The sequence below is a fragment of the Amycolatopsis sp. w19 genome, from assembly GCF_051373225.1.
Classification (GTDB): domain Bacteria; phylum Actinomycetota; class Actinomycetes; order Mycobacteriales; family Pseudonocardiaceae; genus Amycolatopsis; species Amycolatopsis japonica.
Window position 1 is genome coordinate 50,866 of the sequence record NZ_JBPQFM010000032.1, and the last position, 17,212, is coordinate 68,077.

13 protein-coding genes are annotated in these 17,212 nt (G+C 70.7%); 5 read left to right on the top strand and 8 right to left on the bottom strand.

Annotation, left to right across the window (positions count from 1 at the left end):
- Window positions 1–19: 19 nt before the first annotated feature.
- The 5 genes from atzF to ACSMFO_RS37040 are packed head-to-tail and all read right to left on the bottom strand — an operon-like array spanning window position 20 to window position 8,064.
- Window positions 20–1,633 carry an allophanate hydrolase gene (gene atzF, locus ACSMFO_RS37020; RefSeq protein WP_436462174.1) on the bottom strand — a complete coding sequence of 538 codons (1,614 nt, stop codon included), beginning with the start codon at window positions 1,631–1,633 and terminating at the stop codon, window positions 20–22.
- Window positions 1,630–5,196 carry an urea carboxylase gene (uca, locus tag ACSMFO_RS37025; RefSeq protein WP_436462175.1) on the bottom strand — a complete coding sequence of 1,189 codons (3,567 nt, stop codon included), beginning with the start codon at window positions 5,194–5,196 and terminating at the stop codon, window positions 1,630–1,632. Before uca ends, atzF begins: the two co-directional genes overlap by 4 nt.
- Window positions 5,193–5,807, bottom strand: coding sequence for an urea amidolyase associated protein UAAP2 (locus ACSMFO_RS37030; RefSeq protein WP_038515746.1), 615 nt, complete (start codon window positions 5,805–5,807; stop codon window positions 5,193–5,195). The genes uca and ACSMFO_RS37030 overlap by 4 nt, the downstream gene beginning before the upstream one ends.
- Window positions 5,804–6,586, bottom strand: coding sequence for a DUF1989 domain-containing protein (locus ACSMFO_RS37035; protein ID WP_436462176.1), 783 nt, complete (start codon window positions 6,584–6,586; stop codon window positions 5,804–5,806). The genes ACSMFO_RS37030 and ACSMFO_RS37035 overlap by 4 nt, the downstream gene beginning before the upstream one ends.
- 11 nt (window positions 6,587–6,597) lie before the next feature.
- On the bottom strand, window positions 6,598–8,064 hold the full coding sequence (locus ACSMFO_RS37040; protein ID WP_436462177.1) for an amino acid permease: 1,467 nt from the start codon (window positions 8,062–8,064) through the stop codon (window positions 6,598–6,600).
- A gap of 177 nt (window positions 8,065–8,241) precedes the next feature.
- On the opposite strand from ACSMFO_RS37040, the gene ACSMFO_RS37045 reads away from it, so the two are divergent.
- A complete protein-coding gene (locus tag ACSMFO_RS37045) occupies window positions 8,242–8,898 on the top strand; it encodes a TetR/AcrR family transcriptional regulator (protein WP_350585066.1) in 657 nt (218 codons plus the stop codon).
- A gap of 7 nt (window positions 8,899–8,905) precedes the next feature.
- Here the strand turns inward: ACSMFO_RS37045 and ACSMFO_RS37050 are convergent, their stop codons facing one another.
- From ACSMFO_RS37050 to ACSMFO_RS37060, 3 genes are all read right to left on the bottom strand, one after another.
- Window positions 8,906–10,171, bottom strand: a complete 1,266-nt coding sequence (locus ACSMFO_RS37050) for a ribonuclease D (protein ID WP_360097242.1) — start codon at window positions 10,169–10,171, stop codon at window positions 8,906–8,908.
- 68 nt (window positions 10,172–10,239) lie between these two features.
- Window positions 10,240–10,956 carry a response regulator transcription factor gene (locus tag ACSMFO_RS37055; RefSeq protein ID WP_034318331.1) on the bottom strand — a complete coding sequence of 239 codons (717 nt, stop codon included), beginning with the start codon at window positions 10,954–10,956 and terminating at the stop codon, window positions 10,240–10,242.
- Between the two features lie 965 nt (window positions 10,957–11,921).
- A complete protein-coding gene (locus ACSMFO_RS37060; protein ID WP_436462178.1) occupies window positions 11,922–12,485 on the bottom strand; it encodes a DUF3000 domain-containing protein in 564 nt (187 codons plus the stop codon).
- A gap of 88 nt (window positions 12,486–12,573) precedes the next feature.
- On the opposite strand from ACSMFO_RS37060, the gene hemE reads away from it, so the two are divergent.
- The 4 genes from hemE to ACSMFO_RS37080 are packed head-to-tail and all read left to right on the top strand — an operon-like array spanning window position 12,574 to window position 17,099.
- Window positions 12,574–13,647 carry a uroporphyrinogen decarboxylase gene (hemE, locus tag ACSMFO_RS37065; RefSeq protein WP_038515736.1) on the top strand — a complete coding sequence of 358 codons (1,074 nt, stop codon included), beginning with the start codon at window positions 12,574–12,576 and terminating at the stop codon, window positions 13,645–13,647.
- Window positions 13,644–15,023, top strand: a complete 1,380-nt coding sequence (gene hemG / locus ACSMFO_RS37070; RefSeq protein WP_436462179.1) for a protoporphyrinogen oxidase — start codon at window positions 13,644–13,646, stop codon at window positions 15,021–15,023. Before hemE ends, hemG begins: the two co-directional genes overlap by 4 nt.
- A 25-nt stretch (window positions 15,024–15,048) precedes the next feature.
- Window positions 15,049–15,741, top strand: a complete 693-nt coding sequence (gene hemQ, locus ACSMFO_RS37075; protein WP_016332997.1) for a hydrogen peroxide-dependent heme synthase — start codon at window positions 15,049–15,051, stop codon at window positions 15,739–15,741.
- Between the two features lie 11 nt (window positions 15,742–15,752).
- Window positions 15,753–17,099 carry a CoA transferase gene (locus ACSMFO_RS37080; protein ID WP_436462180.1) on the top strand — a complete coding sequence of 449 codons (1,347 nt, stop codon included), beginning with the start codon at window positions 15,753–15,755 and terminating at the stop codon, window positions 17,097–17,099.
- The last annotated feature ends 113 nt before the right edge of the window (window positions 17,100–17,212 follow it).

Here is a 17,212-nt window from a genome sequence, read left to right on the forward strand (position 1 = left end):
TCGCCACTGACCACGCGGGTCAACGGCTCAAGTACCCGAGCCACCCGCCGTACTCCGTGATGTCCTGGGCACCCTCCACCGCACCGGGCTCGCACACGAACCCCGACACCTCACTCCCGTCGGCCAGCCGCACCTTGCCGATGGCCAGCGGCGCGGGAATGCCCGCCACGAACTCGCCGAAACCGCTCAGCGGCAGGTCCCACACCTCCGCCTCGATCGGCTCGCCGCCCGAAGCGACCCGGACGAGACCGGGTTTCGGCGGCACGGTGTCCAGCGCGTAGAACCGGTACTCGGCCGCCGTCGGCCCCGCGGAGACGAACCGGCCGCCCCGCGAGGTCAGTTCGTGGTTCAGCGGCTGTCCGCGCAGATGCGCGCCGACGACCGCGATCCGCGTCCGCCGCGGCACCGAGCGGGCGACGTCGGCGAGGATCCGGTCGGCGTACGCGGGCCCGACCAGCATCACCCCGAACGGCAGCCCGCCGACGGTCCCGGCGGGCACGGCGAGCGACGACAGGCCCAGCAGGTTCGTCGAGTTCGTGAACCGGCCCAGCCGCGCGTTCACTCCCAGCGGATCGGCCTCGACTTCGGCGATCGTCGGGTGTTCCGGCGTCGTGGGCAGCAGAAGGCAGTCCACAGTGGACAAAACGGCCGAGGCTTCACGAGAAAGCCCGTCGAGCGTGGCGAGGTCGGAGAACAACCGATGCGCCGGGATGTCCTTCGCCGCACCGATGATCCGCCGCACGGCCGGATCGACGGCGTCCGGATGCGCGTCGATGAACTCGCCGACCGCCGAGTACCGCTCGGCCACGAAGGCGCCCTCGTACAGCAGACGCGCCGCGGCTAGGAACGGCGATATGTCGACAGGAACCAGTTCCGCGCCCGCGTCCCGATACGAGCGGGCCGCCGCGGCGAACGCTTCGGCCCAGCCGTCCTGGAGAGGCCCGGCCTCGGAAGGCACGCCGATCCGGAAAGGACGGTTCAGCACCGGAAGATCCCGGGGCTCGCTGAGACAGGCGAACGCGGACGCCGCCTCGTCGACCGTCCGCGCGAACACCGTGACGCAGTCGATGCTCGCGCACGCGGGCACGACACCCGTCGTCGGCAGCAGCCCCCGCGTCGGCTTCAGCCCGACGATCCCGTTGAACGCCGCCGGAACCCGGCCGGATCCGGCGGTGTCCGTGCCGAGCGCGAGATCCACGATCCCGAGCGCCACCGCGACCGCCGATCCCGAACTCGACCCGCCCGAGACATACGCCGGATCGAGCGCGTTCCGCACCGCCCCGTGCGGGCTGCGCGTCCCGACCAGTCCGGTCGCGAACTGGTCCAGATTGGCCGTACCCAGGATCAGCGCCCCGGCCGCGCGCAGCCGCGCCACCACCGGCGCGTCCTCGGCGGGCGAGTAGGCGTACTCGGGGCACGCCGCTGTCGTCGGCAGCCCGGCGACGTCGATGTTGCCCTTGACCGCGGCGAGTTTCCCGTACAGCGGCAAGGATTCCCCCGCCGCGCGACGGGCTTCCAGTTTCTCCGCGTCGGCGAGCACGTCCTCCTCGGGACGCAGGTCGATCCAGATCTCGGGCCGGTCGACCCGCGCGATCCGGTGGTACGCGGCGCGTACCCGCTCCCGCACGCTCATCCCGCGCTCCTTCCCAGAACCACCAGCGGCGTGCCGGGGGCGACTTGATCACCGGGCGAGACGAGCACCTCGACGACCTCGCCGCCGGCGGGCGCGGGGATCCGCGCCTCGGTCTTCATCGCTTCGAGGATCACCAGCGTCTCCGCCGGGTCGACCTTTTTGCCGGGCTCGACGTCCACCCGCCACACGGTCGCCGCGAACGGCGCCTCGACGACGTGCCCGCCGGGCGGGGCCTCGACCTTCGTGGTCGGGACCTTCGCGCCGACCGGCTCCGGCCGCGGGTCGAACTCGCCTGCCGCCGCCCACGCCTGCCGCTCCGCCTCGAACGCCGCACTCTGCTTCGCCCGGAACGCGGCGATGTCGGCCGCGTTGTCGGCAAGAAAGCGTTCGTGGTCGGCCAGCGCGAACTCACCGTCGGTGATGTCGAGCTCCAGTTCCCCGGCCGAACTCTGCGCCCGCAGGTCGAGCAATTCCTCGGCGCTCACCGGGTACCAGGAGATCCGGTCGAAGAACCGCAGCAGCCACGGCGAACCAGGCTCGAACGACCCACGCTGGCGCCAGCCGCTCCACACCTGCACGGTCCGCCCGACGAACTGGTAGCCGCCGGGACCCTCCATCCCGTAGATGCACAGGTACGAGCCGCCGATGCCGACCGAGTTCTCCGCGGTCCACGTGCGGGCAGGGTTGTACTTCGTGGTCACTAGCCGGTGCCGCGGGTCCAGGGGAGTGGCCACCGGCGCGCCGAGATAGACGTCGCCGAGGCCGAGCACCAGGTACTCCGCGTCGAACACCGTGCGGTACACATCGTCCACACTGGACAGACCGTTCACCCGGCGGATGAACTCGATGTTCCACGGGCACCACGGCGCGTCGTCGCGCACGCCGGCCATATACCGCTCGATCGCCTCACGCGTCGCCGGATCGTCCCAGGACAACGGCATCCGCACGGTCCGGCTCGGCACCACGAGGTCGCCGGTACGCGGCAGATCGTGCTCCACCTCCTGCGCGAGCCCGAGCAGTTTCGGCACCGGCAGCACGTCCGGATCGACGTGCACCTGCAGCGAGCGGATGCCCGGGGTCAGGTCCACGACGCCGTCCAGACCTTCCTTGCCCAGCCGGTCGGCCAGCGCGTGGACCCGCATCCGCAAGGCCAGGTCGAGTTTCATCGGCCCGTACTCGATCAGCAGGTTGTCGTCGCCGCTGCGCCGGTAGGTGACCTCGGGGTTCTCGTCCGCTGTGGACAGACGCCCGAGGATGCCGCCGTCGTCGATCGGCTTCCGGCTCGCCTTGACCGCCTTGCTCGGCGAGACACGCAAAGAGCCCGCGTGCTCGGTGGTGACCGGCACGAACCGCACGGTGTCGCCCGGCCGCAGCTGGCCGAGTTTCCACCGCTGCCCGGTCACCACGGTCGCCGGGCAGACGAACCCGCCGAGGCTCGGCCCGTCCGGGCCCAGCAGGATCGGCAGATCGCCGGTGTAGTCGACGGCGCCGATCGCGTACGGGGTGTCGTGGATGTTCGACGGGTGCAGGCCCGCCTCGCCACCGTCCTCCCGTGCCCAGCGCGGCCGCGGCCCGACGAGCCGGACACCCGTCCGCGCGGAGTTGAAGTGCACTTCCCAGTCGGTGGCGTAGAACGTCTCGACGTCGCCCGGGGTGAAGAACTCCGGTGCCGCGTGCGGTCCCTCGGCCGCGCCGATCTCCCAGTGCGTGGCGAAAACCGGGCGTTCGGCCTCGGGGACGGGCCCGCTGACGGCGTTCTCCGGCAGCGGCCCGGGGGAGAGGACATCACCGGTCGCCAGCGCGCGCCCGCCGTGCCCGCCGAAACCGCCGAGCGTGAACGTGGCCGCGCTGCCGAGGAAGTCCGGCACGTCGATCCCGCCGCGCACGAGGACGTACGCGCGGAGCCCGGCGGTCCCGGTGCCGACGTCGAGCACCCCGCCCGCGGGGATCTCGACCGGTGTCCATTGTGGAACCGGTGAGCCGTCGATGGTCACCGGTGACGGCGATCCCGTGACGCAAACGATTGCGTCGTCGGTGAACCGGAGCGAGACACCGTCCACAGTGCACTCCAGGCCCGCCGCGCCTTCGGGATTGCCGAGGACGCGGTTGCCCAGCCGCAGGGACAGATCGTCCATCGGCCCGTTCGGCGGGACACCCACGTGCCAGAACCCCAGCCGCCCCGGCCAGTCCTGGACGGTGGTCATCGTGCCGCCCCGCAGCACCTCGATCCGCGGTTCGGGGTCGGTGATCGTGTCGAGCGTCGCGGTGTCGTGCGCGACCGCGTGCAGCCGCAGATCGGCGGCGACCGCGCGCAGCTGACCGAGGTTCGTCCGGACCCCGTCCACCCGGCTCTCGCCGAGCGCCTCGCCCAGGGCGGCCAGCGCCTCGTCCCGGTCCGCGCCGACCGTGATCACCTTGGCGAGCAACGGGTCGTAATGCGTCGTCACGTTCGCCCCGGCCTCGACCCAGGTGTCGACCCGGACATCGGCGGGGAAGTCGGCGCGGGTCAGCAGGCCCGCGCTCGGCCGGTGCCCGGCGGCCGGATCCTCCGCGTAGACGCGGGCTTCGATCGCGTGCCCGCGTGGCGACGGCGTGATGGCGAACATCCCGGTGTCGCCGCCGGCGAGCCGGAGCATCCACGAGACCAGGTCGATGCCGTACACCGCCTCGGTGACCGGATGTTCGACCTGCAGCCTCGTGTTGACTTCGAGGAACGCTGCCTCCTCGCGGACCGGGTCGTAGATGAACTCGACCGTCCCGGCCGACCGGTAGCGCACCGACGCGCAGAGGTCGACGGCCGCCGAGACCAGTTTCTCCCGCACCGCTTCGGGAAGTCCCGGCGCGGGGCACTCTTCGAGCACCTTCTGATTGCGTCGCTGGAGGGTGCAGTCCCGCGTGCCCAGCGCCAGCACCTCACCCGTACCGTCGCCGAACACCTGGACCTCGACGTGCCGCGCCTGGGTCACGAGCCGTTCGAGGAACACGCCCGAAGCCGAGAAGCTCTTGGCCGCGATGCTCTGCACCGCCTCCCAGGCGTCGCGGAGTTCCGCGGCGGACGCGCAGGCCCGCATGCCGATCCCGCCGCCACCGCCGGTGGCCTTGAGCATCACGGGGTAGCCGATCCCCTCCGCCGCCGCTTCGGCGTCGGCCAGGGTGTCCAGCAGTCCGGTGCCCGGCAGCAGCGGGACACCGGCTTCGACGGCCTTCACCCGGGCGGTGTGTTTGCTGCCGAAGACTTCGAGGTGGTCCACCGTGGGACCGGCGAACCGCAGCCCTGCCGCTTCCACCGCCCTGGCGAATCCGGCGTCCTCGGACAGGAAACCGTAGCCGGGGTGGATCGTGTCCGCGCCGGTCTTCAGCGCGGCTTCGATGATGGTGTCGACGAGGAGATAGCTCTCCCTCGCCGGCGCCGGGCCGAGCCGGACGGCTTCGTCGGAAAGCCGTACGTGCGCGGCCGTGCGGTCGGCGTCGGAGTAGACGGCGACCGTCGGAATGCCCATCTCCCTTGCCGTCCGGATGATCCGGACCGCGATTTCCCCCCGGTTGGCGACGAGCAGTTTCACGCGCCACCGCCGGTGACGATCATCCGGACCGGCGTCGGGTCGAAGCCGTTGCACGGATTGTTGATCTGCGGGCAGTTCGACACCAGCACGAGCACGTCGGTCTCGGCGCGCAGCTTGACTTCGAGACCGGGCGCGGAGATGCCGTCGACGATGCCGAGCGTGCCGTCCTGCTCCACCGGCACGTTCATGTACCAGTTGACGTTGCTGACCAGATCCCGTTTGCCGAGGCCCCATTTCGCGCCCTCGGTCAGGAAATTCTCGACGCAGGCGTGCTGGTACCGCGTGTGCTGGCCGTAGCGGAGGCTGTTCGATTCCTTGCTGCAGGCGCCGCCGATCGTGTCGTGCCGCCCGCAGGTGTCCTCGACGACGGTCAGCAGCGGCGCGCCCTCGCCGGTGCGCAGCACGCTGCCGGTGGTGAGGAAGATGTTGCGCTGCGCGGCGATCGTGGCGGCCGCGCTGTACCTCTTCGCCGTGTCGGCGGCGTCGTAGCAGAGGAAGTCGACGGCCTGGTTGCCGCCGAGGTCGATGATCGCGAGCGTCTCGCCCTCGCGCAGCACGGTGGAGTACGGCGCCCGCGCGGCGACCTCGGTGTCGGAGATGATCGTCGTCATGCCAGGCCCCTAGCGGTGAGGTAGTCGGCGGTGTTCTCGAAGGCGCGCTGTGCTTCGGGCGACGCTGTCCATTCAGGACTGTCCGGTGTGGACGGCGTGCTCCGCTGGGCGAGGACGCGCAGCGGAGTGACCGTCCGGTCCGGACGCGGGTCGAGCGGGTGCGCGACGTTGGCGATCAGGACGATCACCGGGAGTTCGGTGCGCAGGACCACGGATTTGCCGGGGCCCGCCGAACCGGTGAACGTCAGCGCGCCGTCGGTCTCCACGTGGACGCCCTGGAAGAAGGACAGGCTCGGCGGGAGATCGCGTGGCGTGAGGCCGTGTTTGGCGGCGGCGAGGGTGAACAGCCCGATTCCGTCCACAGTGGACGTCCCGCAGAGGGCGTCGTGTTTCCCGCTCTCGTCGGTGACGACGGTCGCGAGCACCCGCGCCTGGTCCGAAAGCAGCGCGATCGCCTCGCCGAGATAGGCGTTCCACTGGACCTTCACCGTGTCCGCGACGTTCAGCCGTTCCCAAGGCTGGTCGGCGTTGTACAGCAGCACATGCGCGCAGGCGTCGCCTTCGACGTCGGTGAGCCGCAGTTCGGTGCCGCGGGCGAGGACCTTGTGGGTGTAGCCGCCGCCGGCGACGGTCTCGGCCCAGGTCAGCTTCGCCGGGTCGATCCCGGGCGGCGGGTCCGGCCAGGTGGACGCCGGGATGGCCGGCATCGCTTCGGTGACCGTGCCCGCTTGGGCGCGCGCGTGGTCGCGAGCGCCGTACGTGGTCGATGTCGTGCTCATGGAACCTTCCTTCAGGTCGCGGGGACGGGAACCGTGGTGAGCGCGGAGCGGCGGCGCCAGCAGAGGTAGCCGGTGAGCAGCGCGGCGCCGACGAACTCGATCGGGAACAACAGGACCCAGACGGAACCGGTGCCCGCCAGGTCGTAGATCTCGGCTCGTGGCCAAGCGATGTTGACGATCATCATCGCGCCGTACCCTACTGCCGCGACGTTGACCGGAATAGCCCATCGTCCCAGGGAGAAATGGCCGGGTTCGGCGGTGAAACGGCCTTGGCGGCGGCGGATCAGCAGCGGTCCGGTCACCAGCAGATAGGCCAGATAGACCACGACCACCGAAGTGCCGGTGATGGTGCTGAAGATCGTCGGATTCCCCAGGTTCAGCAGAAGCAGCCCGATGGCGAGTACCCCGGAAAGCACCGCGGGCGCGATCGGGGTGCCGGTGCGGGCGTTCACCGCGGCAAGGCGTTTGGCGCCGGGGAGCGCGCCGTCGCGGGCCATCGAGTAGATCAACCGGACCGTGCCGGTCTGGATGGTCAAGGTGCAGACGACGACCGCGATCGCGACGTCGGCGAGGAAGACGCGGCCGAGGGTGTCCCCGAAGACGGCGGTGATCACATACGGCAGCCCCTTCCCGGCCAGTTGCCCGTCGGTCAGGCTCGGCGCCGCCATCAACGCGGTGATGACGACGGCCAGCCCGCCGATCCCGGAGATCAGGAGGGCGCGGAGCACGGCACGCGGGGCGGTGCGGCGCGCGTCCTTCGTCTCCTCGGCGACGGAGGCGGCGGTGTCGAAGCCGTACAGCACATACGCGGCCATCAAGGCCGAGGCGAGCACGCCACCGGCTCCCGGGCTCTCACCCGCGGGCTGGAGCACGACCTGCGGACCGCGGACGGCGAACAGCGCGAGCCCGACGATCAGCACGAGGACGCCGACGAGTTCGGCCGCGACCCCGACGTCGTTGATCCGCGCCATCAGCCGCACGCCGCCCGCGTTGATCGCGGTCGTCAGGACGATCAGCAGGGTGCCGAGCAGGACGGCGTTGCTGGCGCCGGTCGGGGAGGTGATCGCCGGATCCCCGCCGACGAGCTGGAACCCGCTCCAGACCGACGGGAGGACGACCTGCAGCGCGATCGCGGCACCGGCGAGCGCCACGACGCAGCCCACCAGCATCATCCAGCCGGCGAGCCAGCCCGCGAATCCGGGGGAGAGGTGTTTCGCCCACTGGTAAACCGATCCTGCCAGCGGGAATCGGGCCGCGAGTTCGGCGAAGTTGAGCGCGACGAGCAATTGCCCGGTGATCACCAGCGGCCATGTCCAGAAGAAGAGCGTGTCGCCGAAGGAATAGCCGAAGGCGAACAGCTGGAACACCGTCGTAAGGATGGAAACGAAGGAGAAACCGGCGGCGAAGGCGGAGAAACCGCCCAGTGTCCGGCGAAGTTCTTGGCGGTACCCGAAGGCGGAAAGGTCTTCGGAAGGCATTGCGGAGGCTCCTGTCTCAAGGGCCGAATTTCGATCGGCTGACCGAAATTAAGCGCGTGCGGGATCCTTCCGATCTCCGCCGGGTAAGCGCGGTGTTAACAGATACCGGATTCGGTAACCTGGGCCGACCGCCGGACGTAACAAAGATCTTCGCGGAGAAATGGCAGGATCGGATAGATGACGAAAACGACCGGGGTGGGCAGACCGAGAGCCAGCGGCGCCGCGGCGAGCAAGCGCGAGGCGCGGCTCGCCGTCTTGGACGCCGCGGGGGAGCTGTTCACCGGCGCCGGCTACGCGGCGACGACCACGAGGGCCATCGCCGAACGCGCCGGACTGCGCCAGGCGTCGCTCTACTACCACTTTCCGTCCAAAGAGGACATTCTCGCGGCGCTGCTGGAGGACACCGTCCGGCCGTCACTGGACGTCGCGGGCGGGCTGTCGGCCAAGCTCGCGCCGGTCGGCACGCGGCTGTGGGCGCTGGCCTACGCGGACATCCATCTGCTCGGCAGCGCGCGGCAGAACCTCGGCGCCCTGTACCTGCTGCCGGAGATCTCGTCGCCGCGGCTGGCGCGGTTCCGGGCCGAACGGGCGGAGCTCAAACGCGTCTACGGCTCGCTCGTCGCGGCGGCGGGGGTCACGGCCGCCCTCCAGGGGATCCGGACCGACCTCGTGTTCGGGCTCGTCGAGAGCATCGCGATCGTCCGGCGCGACCAGCCGGATCTGGACGTCGAGGCGCACGCCGTCGAAGGGGCCGACAGCGTGCTGAGGCTCGTCGGGCTCGGGGAGCCGGACGCCGTTCTGCGCGGCTCCGCGCGAGCGCTGCTGGAGGGCTGAACGCGGGTCAGGCGGCGGCGGAGTGGAGTGCCTTGCTCAGCGCCGCGACCGTCAGCTCGACCTGCCACGGCCGGGCGCCTGCGTCTCGCAGGACCTGGGCGACGGAATCCTCGCTCAGGTCCGACGGCGGACGCCAGCAGGTGCGGCGCACCAGTTCCGGCAACAGCAGGTTCTCCACCGGCAGCCGCCGGTCCTCCGCGATCGCGGACAGCGCCGCGCGGGCGGCGGAAAGCCGGGCGGCGGCGTCGGGATCCTTGTCCGACCACCGGTTCACCGGCGGCGGGCCGTCGGTCTGCTGCGCGGGGGTCGGCAGTTCGTCGGCGGGGAGCGCGCGGGCGGCCTGCAGATGCCGCAGCCAGCTCGCGGTGTACTTGCGCTGCACCCGGCCGCTGAACACCGGCAGCGCCTGAAGCTGCTCGACGGTCTTCGGGTCGGCGGTGACGGCGTTGATGATCGCGCTGTCGGGCAGGATCCGGCTCGGCGCGCGGTCGCGTTTGCGGGCGAGCTCGTCGCGCGCCTGCCACAGTTCGCGGACGGCGGCGAGACCGCGGGCGCTGCGGATCTTGTGCACCCCGGACGTCCGGCGCCACGGCTCGGCCCGAGGGGCGGGCGGCGGCGCCGTGCGGACGGCCTCGAATTCCTGCTGGGCCCATTCGAGCTTGCCCTGGGCTTCCAAGTCGGCTTCGAGCTTCTCGCGCAGCTCGATGAGCAGCTCGACGTCGAGGGCGGCGTAGTTCAGCCAGTCGACGGGAAGCGGGCGCTTCGACCAGTCGGCGGCGCTGTGCCCCTTCTCCAGCTGGTAGCCGAGGAGGAGTTCGACGAGGGTGCCGAGGGCGACGCGCTCGTACCCGGCGAGCCGTCCGGCGAGTTCGGTGTCGAACAGGCTCTTCGGGTGCAGGTCGAGTTCGGCGAGGCACGGCAGGTCCTGAGAGGCCGCGTGCAACACCCATTCGGCGTTGTTGAGCACTTCCGCGAGGGGTTCGAGCTGCCCTTCGAGCGGAATGGGGTCGATGAGGAAGGAACCGGCACCTTCGCGGCGCAGCTGCACGAGATAGGCCTTGGGCCAGTACCGGTAGCCGGACGCGCGTTCGGTGTCCACGGCGATGGCCCCGCTGCCGCCCGCGATCTTCGCGCAGGCTTCGGCGAGGGCGGTCGCGTCGGCGATCACCGGTGGAGTGCCCTCGGCGGGCTCGCGCAGCAGGACCGGTCCACCGGTGTCGTCGGTGCCGGTCTTCGGGTCCGTCTGCGGTGCTCCGGGTCGGTCGCCTTCCATAGGTGAAGACCCTACGGGACGAGCGGACCGCGCCTGGTCCGCCCGCCCCGCAGGGCTGTTCGCCTTTGTCAGCGGATCACGCCGGCACGCATGGCCAGCGCCACCATCTGAGCCCGGTCACCCGTGCCGAGCTTGCGCCCGATGCGGGAGAGGTGAGACTTCACCGTGAGAGCGGAGAGGCTGAGTTCCTCGCCGATCTCCTTGTTGCTCTGGCCGTCGGCCACGAGCTGCAGCACCTCGACCTCGCGCGCGGAAAGCTCGCGCGGGGTGTTGTCGGTGCCGGCGACCCGGGTGCCGGTGGCCAAGACCGGTGCGACGCTCGGGTCCGCGTAGACGCCGCCCTCGAGCACCCTGCGGACGCCGTCGGTCACCACGACCGGCGAAGCCGACTTGAGCAGGTATGCCTGGGCGCCGGCCTGGAACGCCGACCTGACCGCGTACGGGTCGTCTGATGAAGCGAGCACCACTACCCGAGGCCAGCCGTGGCTACGGAGTTCCGTAACCAGCTCGATGCCGCTGCCATCCGGCAGACCGAGATCGAGGATCGCCAGGTCACAAGGCCCGGTGGCCTGTGCTCGCGCCCTCGCCTCGGCCACCGTGGCGGCCTCGTGGACGGTGCCCGCACCCATCTGTGCGAGTCTTGCTGAGATTGCCTCCCTCAACAGCGGGTGGTCATCGACCACCAACACGGAAAAAAGCTCTTCCCGCGGGTGCGGAACCATGCTCGCCGGCAATGAACCGGCTGGCGTGGATCGGACGGCCTGAGAAATGCCGACGGTAGCCACGTCACTACCTCCCTGGAGTCGGTCGTGCCCCCCGACCGGCACCGGGACTTTCGGCCGTTTAGCCGCGCCAGCTTTAGACCGAAAGTGGTGTCGTCGATGGCACTGTAGCCGCCCTGAGGCCTTCGCGGGGGGATCGAATGGGTATCTATCTCAAACCAGTGGTCACTCAGGGAGTTCGTAGTAACACGATCGGGCTAGTACACAGCCGGTGGCTAACACATCGCCGAAAGAACACGATGCACTGGGGTTACCAGGGTCCAACCGACTGTGCAGATGAGCCGTGCACCTGCCGGTGCCTCTGCCCGGGACCTTCGCGGGGCCGCCGGAATGTGCCTTCGGCGTGGGACTTGATCAACTTCGCGGAGAGTCGTGATCGCTCCGCTCGGTGACCGTGATGGTAACGCTCCGGAAGCGTTCCGGCGTGTTCGTGAGCGGATTCGATCTTGTTGCGGACGGTGACAGCCGGGTTAGCACGAACGGGGTGGTCCAGACCTCTGAATGACCGGCTCCGCGCAGGTGGGAGCTGGTCTAGTCCAGATGGCCCTGAAGCGACTTTCGGCGTCGTACAGACGGCCTGAGGGGCTCGCGAATGGGGTAAGCGAAGGCGCTTCGGCCCCTTCGCGGCTCGCGGCTGTCCGTGAAGGCCTCCTTGCCTACCTTGAGGGTAGCGAAGGAGGCCTTCGCGGATCCGTGGAGGGGAGCAAGGGACCTTTGCTACCGCGCTAGTTTTCCTAGCGGCGCTAGATGGCCGATGTTCGCAATATAACCCGAATGCCATGTCTCGATTGATGGGAATCCGGCGTGTCGGGACCGTGGAGACGGTGGCTTAGCGTCGGCGCGCCCTGGACGTGAGCCGCTCGAGCCAAGTACATGAAGGCCCCCTTCCTGTACCTAGACGCAAGGATGGGGGCCTTCATGTACTTGGGGATCGCGTGAAGGGGGCCTTCACGCGCAGTCGTTGCGGCTCAGGAGGACTGGCGCTGCTCGAACAGCGTCACGCCGACCGGCGGCAGCCCCACGACGCTCGCCATCACCTGACAGAAGGCCTGCCCGTGCGACCGCAACGCGGCGTCCGTCGGCGTCCACGACGCCCGAAGTTCCAGATCGTCGGTACGCGCGGGCCCGGAGATGTCGCCGAAGCGGGCCGACGAGGTCTCGGTGACCGTGCCGCCCAGCGCCGTCCACTCCGCGCCGGAGGTCTCCAACGCGTCGGTCAGCCACGACCAGCCCACGGCCGGCAGGAAGGGATCGGTCGCCAATTCCCGGTCGAGTTCCGCGCGGACGTACATGACCAGCCGCAGGACCCCGTCCCAGCCCTCCCGGCCGTCCGGATCGTGCAGCAGCACCAGCCGCCCCGACGCCAGGACGTCCGCCGGTCCTTCCACCTCGCAGCTCACCGCGTAGGACCACGGCGCCAGACGCTGCGGCGGGCGCATCGTCTCCAGCTGGACTTCGGGACGGGGCTGGACCGATTGCAACGCCGCGACGGCTTCACGGAAGAGATCGGGTACTGACGTCATCGCGGTCACCAACCGACTGTAAGACGCGATCGTCCGGTTCGGGGCGCAGACGCGCCGAGAGTAAGGCCTCCGAGCGCACATGGCACCATGAACCGTGATGTCTCCTTCAGTTGCTTCTCCCGCGCAGACCGTCCCGGCGGCCCGACGCGCCCTGCCCGGTGCGCCGTTCCTGGCCGCCGCGCGCGGCGAACGCCCGGCTCACACCCCCGTGTGGTTCATGCGCCAGGCGGGCCGGTCGCTGCCCGAATACCGGGCTCTGCGCGAGGGCACCTCGATGTTCGAGGCGTGCTTCGACCCCGAGATGCTCGCCGAGATCACGCTCCAGCCGATCCGCCGTCACGGCGTCGACGCGGCCATCCTCTTCAGTGACATCGTCGTCCCGCTCAAGGCGGCGGGCCTCGACATCGACATCGTCGCGGGCACCGGGCCGGTCGTCGCCGAGCCGATCCGCGACGCCGCGGGCGTGCGTGCGCTGCCGGTGCTGGAGCCGGAGCAGGTGGAGCGGGTCGCCGAGGGGGTCCGGCTGCTGGTCGGCTCGCTGGGTGAGACGCCGCTGATCGGGTTCGCCGGCGCGCCGTTCACGCTGGCCTCGTACCTCATCGAGGGCGGGCCGAGCCGCAACCACGAGCACACCAAGGCGCTCATGCACTCCGAGCCCGAGCTGTGGCACGAGCTTGCGGGGCGCCTGGCCGACATGGCGATCACCTTCCTCTCCGCGCAGCTCGACGCCGGGGCCGACGCGATCCAGCTGTTCGACTCGTGGGCGGGCGCGCTCTCGGAGCGGGACTACCGCGAGTTCGTCCTGCCGCATTCGGCGAAGGTGCTGTCCGCGGTCGCGGGCTACGGCGTGCCCCGGATCCACTTCGGCGTCGGAACCGGCGAGCTGCTGGTGGCCATGCGCGACGCGGGCGCCGACGTGGTCGGCGTCGACTGGCGCATCCCGCTCGACGAAGCCGTGCGGCGGCTCGGCGGCGGCGTGGTCCAGGGCAACCTCGACCCGGCGCTGCTGCACGCGTCCTGGCCGGTCATCGAGGCCGAGGTCCGGCGCATCCTCGCCGAGGGCCGCGCGGCCGACGGCCACATCTTCAACCTCGGCCACGGCGTGCTGCCCGGCGTCGACCCGGACGTTCTGACGCGCGTGGTCGGGCTGGTGCACGAGCTCCGGCCGTGAAGACGGTCGCCGTCGTCGGTGGCGGTATCTCGGGACTGACCGCGGCGTACCGGCTGCGGACCCTGCTCGGCGAGGACGCCCGGATCGTCGTCTTCGAGGCGACCGGGTCGCTCGGCGGGAAACTCCGCACGATCGAACTCGCCGGTGAGCGCTACGACGTCGGCGCCGAGGCCTTCCTCGCCCGCCGTCCCGAAGCGCTCGCCCTGGTCCGCGAGATCGGGCTGGGCGAAAGCCTCGTCCATCCCACCAAGGCCCGCGCCAAGATCCACGCCGGCGGCTCCGTGCTCGGCCTGCCGCCGGGCACGGTCATGGGCGTTCCCGCCTCCGCCGACGCGGTCGCCGGGGTGCTGTCGGAGAAGGGGCGCGCCCTGGTCGAGGCCGAGGCGTCGCTGTCTCCGCTGGAACTGCCCGCCGGCGACGTGCCCCTCGGTCCGCTGCTGCGCGAGCGGTTCGGTGACGAACTGGTCGACCGGCTCGTCGATCCGCTGCTCGGCGGGGTGTACGCCGGGGGAGCGGACGGGCTCGGCCTGCGCGCGACGATGCCCGGGCTCGCCTCCGCGGTGGACCGCGGCGCGCGTTCGCTCACCGAAGGCGCGGCGTCGCTCATGCCCGCCTCGCCGAGCACGGCGCCGGTCTTCGGCACCCTGCTGGGCGGCCTCGGGACGCTGATCGCACGGCTCGCGGAGCTGTCCCGCGCCGAGATCCGGACCGGAACCACGGTGACGGCGCTCGAACGCACCGCCGACGGCTGGAAGGTCGACGACCTCGACGCCGACTCCGTTTTTCTCGCGGTCCCGGCGCCTTCGGCACGGCGGCTTCTCGACGGCGTTGCGGGCGTGGCATCTGCGGCGTTCGCCGAGGTCGAGCTGGCGTCGATGGCGGTGATCGCACTCGCGCTTCCGCCGGGCACCGCGCTGCCGGAGTCGTCCGGCGTGCTGATCGGCGCGGGTGAGCGGGACGCGGCCGGGAAACCGTTCGCCGCCAAGGCGTTCACCTTCTCCTCGCGCAAGTGGGCGCAGTACGGCGACGGCCCGGTCCTGGTGCGCGGCTCCGTCGGCCGCTTCGGCGAACCGGGTGCCCTGCACGCCGACGACGACGAACTCGTGCGCGTGGTCCGTGATGACCTCGCCCGGCTGACCGGGGTCACCACCGCGCCGATCGAAACGCTGGTGACCAGGTGGGGTGGCGGGCTCCCGCAGTACGGCACCGGGCACCTCGAACTCGTCGAGCGGATCGAGCGCGCCGTCGCGGACGTCCCGGGGCTCGCCGTGGCAGGCGCGACGCTGCACGGTGTCGGGCTTCCCGCGTGCATCGCCACCGCCGACGCGGCCGCCCGCCGCATCGCCGGGATCACACCGCCCCACGAAGGCTCCTGAGCACCGGCAGTGCCAAGATGGCGGTATGGCGCGGCTGAACTACAACGAGCTCAATGACACCATCCGCTACACCGCCTGGTCGGTCTTCCGGGCCGAGCAGGGCAAGCTCGGCGAAGACCGGGCGAAGGCGACCGCGGAGACCACCGAGTACCTCGACGCGCTGGAGGCCAAGGGCGTCGTCGTCCGCGGTGTCTACGACCTCTCCGGGCTGCGCGCCGACGCCGACTACATGATCTGGTGGCACGCCGAGGAGATCGAGCAGGTCCAGGCGGCGTACAGCGGTTTCCGGCACACCCCGCTCGGCCGCGCGTCGGCGCCGGTGTGGAGCCAGGTCGCGCTGCACCGCCCGGCGGAGTTCAACAAGAGCCACATCCCGGCGTTCCTCGCCGGTGAAGAGGCCCGCAAGTTCATCTGCGTCTACCCGTTCGTGCGCTCCTACGAGTGGTACCTGCTGCCGGACGACGAGCGCCGCAAGATGCTCGCCGACCACGGCAAGGAGGCCCGCGACTACCCGGACGTCCGCGCCAACACGGTCGCGTCGTTCGCGCTGGGCGACTACGAGTGGATCCTGGCCTTCGAGGCCGACGAACTGCACCGCATCGTCGACCTGATGCGTCATCTGCGCGGCACCGAGGCCCGCCTCCACGTGCGTGAGGAGATCCCGTTCTACACCGGGACGAAGGTGGCGCCCGCCGAGCTGATCGCGCTCCTGCCCTAGTGAAGGCCTCCGTGGACACCCGCGTCTGGACCACGCTCACCGGCGACACCCTCGCCGAAGACGCCGTCGAGGTCACCGGCCCCGAGTCGGTGCTGCCCGGGACCTTCCGGGTCGAGGAGGCGGCCACGACGAGTATCGCCGCGGCGACGCTCGCGGCCGGGGAACTGTTGCGGCTGCGGGGAATCGAGCCGGGCAAGGTCTCGGTCGACACCCGGCACGCCGCCGCGTCGTTCCACAGCGAGCACTACGTCCGCGTCGACGGGGAGCCGGTGCCGTTCAGCGCGCCGCTGTCCGGCGACTACCGCGCGAACGACGGCTGGGTGCGGCTGCACTGCAACTACCCGCGCCACGTGTCCGCCGTGTGCTGGGGCCTCGGCGTTCCCGCGACGCGGGCGGCGTTCGAGAAGGTCGTGGCGGCCAAGTCGAAGTACGAGGTCGAGTCGGCCGTGGTCGGCGCGGGTGGTGCCGCGGCCGTGCTGCGCACGCGTGACGAGTGGCTGGCGCACAAGCAAGGGCAGGCGTCGAGCGCGTTGCCGGTCGCCGACATCCGGCCGCTCGGGACATCGGAACCCGTACGGCTCTTCGAATCCGACCGGCCGCTGGGCGGGGTGCGGATCCTGGACCTGACCCACGTCATCGCCGGGCCGGTGGCGGGCCGCGTGCTCGCCGCGCACGGAGCGACCGTCATGCACATCGGTTCGGCGCAGCTGCCGACCGTGCCGCCGCTGGCCGTCGACACCGGGATGGGGAAACTGTCGGCGTACGTCGACCTGGAGACCGAAGCCGGACGCTCGCGGCTGCGCAAGCTGATCGCCCGCGCCGACGTCGTGCTGCAGGGTTTCCGGCCGGGTTCGTTGACCGCCAAGGGTTTCTCCCCGGAAGCGATCGCCGAACTGCGCCCGGGCATCGTGGTCGCGGATCTGTCCGCCTACGGCTGGGAAGGGCCGTGGGCACGCAGGCGCGGGTTCGACAGCCTGGTGCAGATGGCGTCGGGCATCGCCGACGAGGGGGGCAAGGCGGCCGGGCTCGACGGTCCGGGACCGCTTCCGGTGCAGGCGCTCGACCACGCGACCGGCTGGCTCACCGCTGCGGCGATCATGACCGCCGTCCGACGGGCGGCCACCGAGGGCGGCAGCCAGCACGTCCGCACCTCGCTCGCCGGCACCGGGGAGTGGCTGAACTCGTTGGGGCGTAAGGAAGCCGGGCCCGCCGGATTCGACGGCGGCGAGTGGCTCGAAGACGTCGACGGCCAGCTCGGCCGGGTCACCCGGGTCAAGATGGCGGGCACCCTGCCGGGCTCGAATCCACAGTGGACGGAAGCGACGCACGTACCGGGGAGCGACCGCCCAGTCTGGTGAAACCGCATTCAGAGGACTAAGGGGTCCTAACAGAATGATCTCGAGTGTGGTTTGATGTGGTGTCTCGTTGATCTTCTGGGAGGGGTGTGCTGGTGGGGCAGCGGCGTCCGTGG

Bases quoted from the DNA above. Each gene is read 5' to 3' on its own strand.
- atzF (WP_436462174.1), bottom strand. From the start codon at position 1,633: ATGAGCGTGCGGGAGCGGGTACGCGCCGCGTACCACCGGATCGCGCGG.
- ACSMFO_RS37030 (WP_038515746.1), bottom strand. From the start codon at position 5,807: ATGACGACGATCATCTCCGACACCGAGGTCGCCGCGCGGGCGCCGTAC.
- ACSMFO_RS37035 (WP_436462176.1), bottom strand. From the start codon at position 6,586: ATGAGCACGACATCGACCACGTACGGCGCTCGCGACCACGCGCGCGCC.
- ACSMFO_RS37040 (WP_436462177.1), bottom strand. From the start codon at position 8,064: ATGCCTTCCGAAGACCTTTCCGCCTTCGGGTACCGCCAAGAACTTCGC.
- ACSMFO_RS37045 (WP_350585066.1), top strand. From the start codon at position 8,242: ATGACGAAAACGACCGGGGTGGGCAGACCGAGAGCCAGCGGCGCCGCG.
- ACSMFO_RS37050 (WP_360097242.1), bottom strand. From the start codon at position 10,171: ATGGAAGGCGACCGACCCGGAGCACCGCAGACGGACCCGAAGACCGGC.
- hemE (WP_038515736.1), top strand. From the start codon at position 12,574: ATGTCTCCTTCAGTTGCTTCTCCCGCGCAGACCGTCCCGGCGGCCCGA.
- hemQ (WP_016332997.1), top strand. From the start codon at position 15,049: ATGGCGCGGCTGAACTACAACGAGCTCAATGACACCATCCGCTACACC.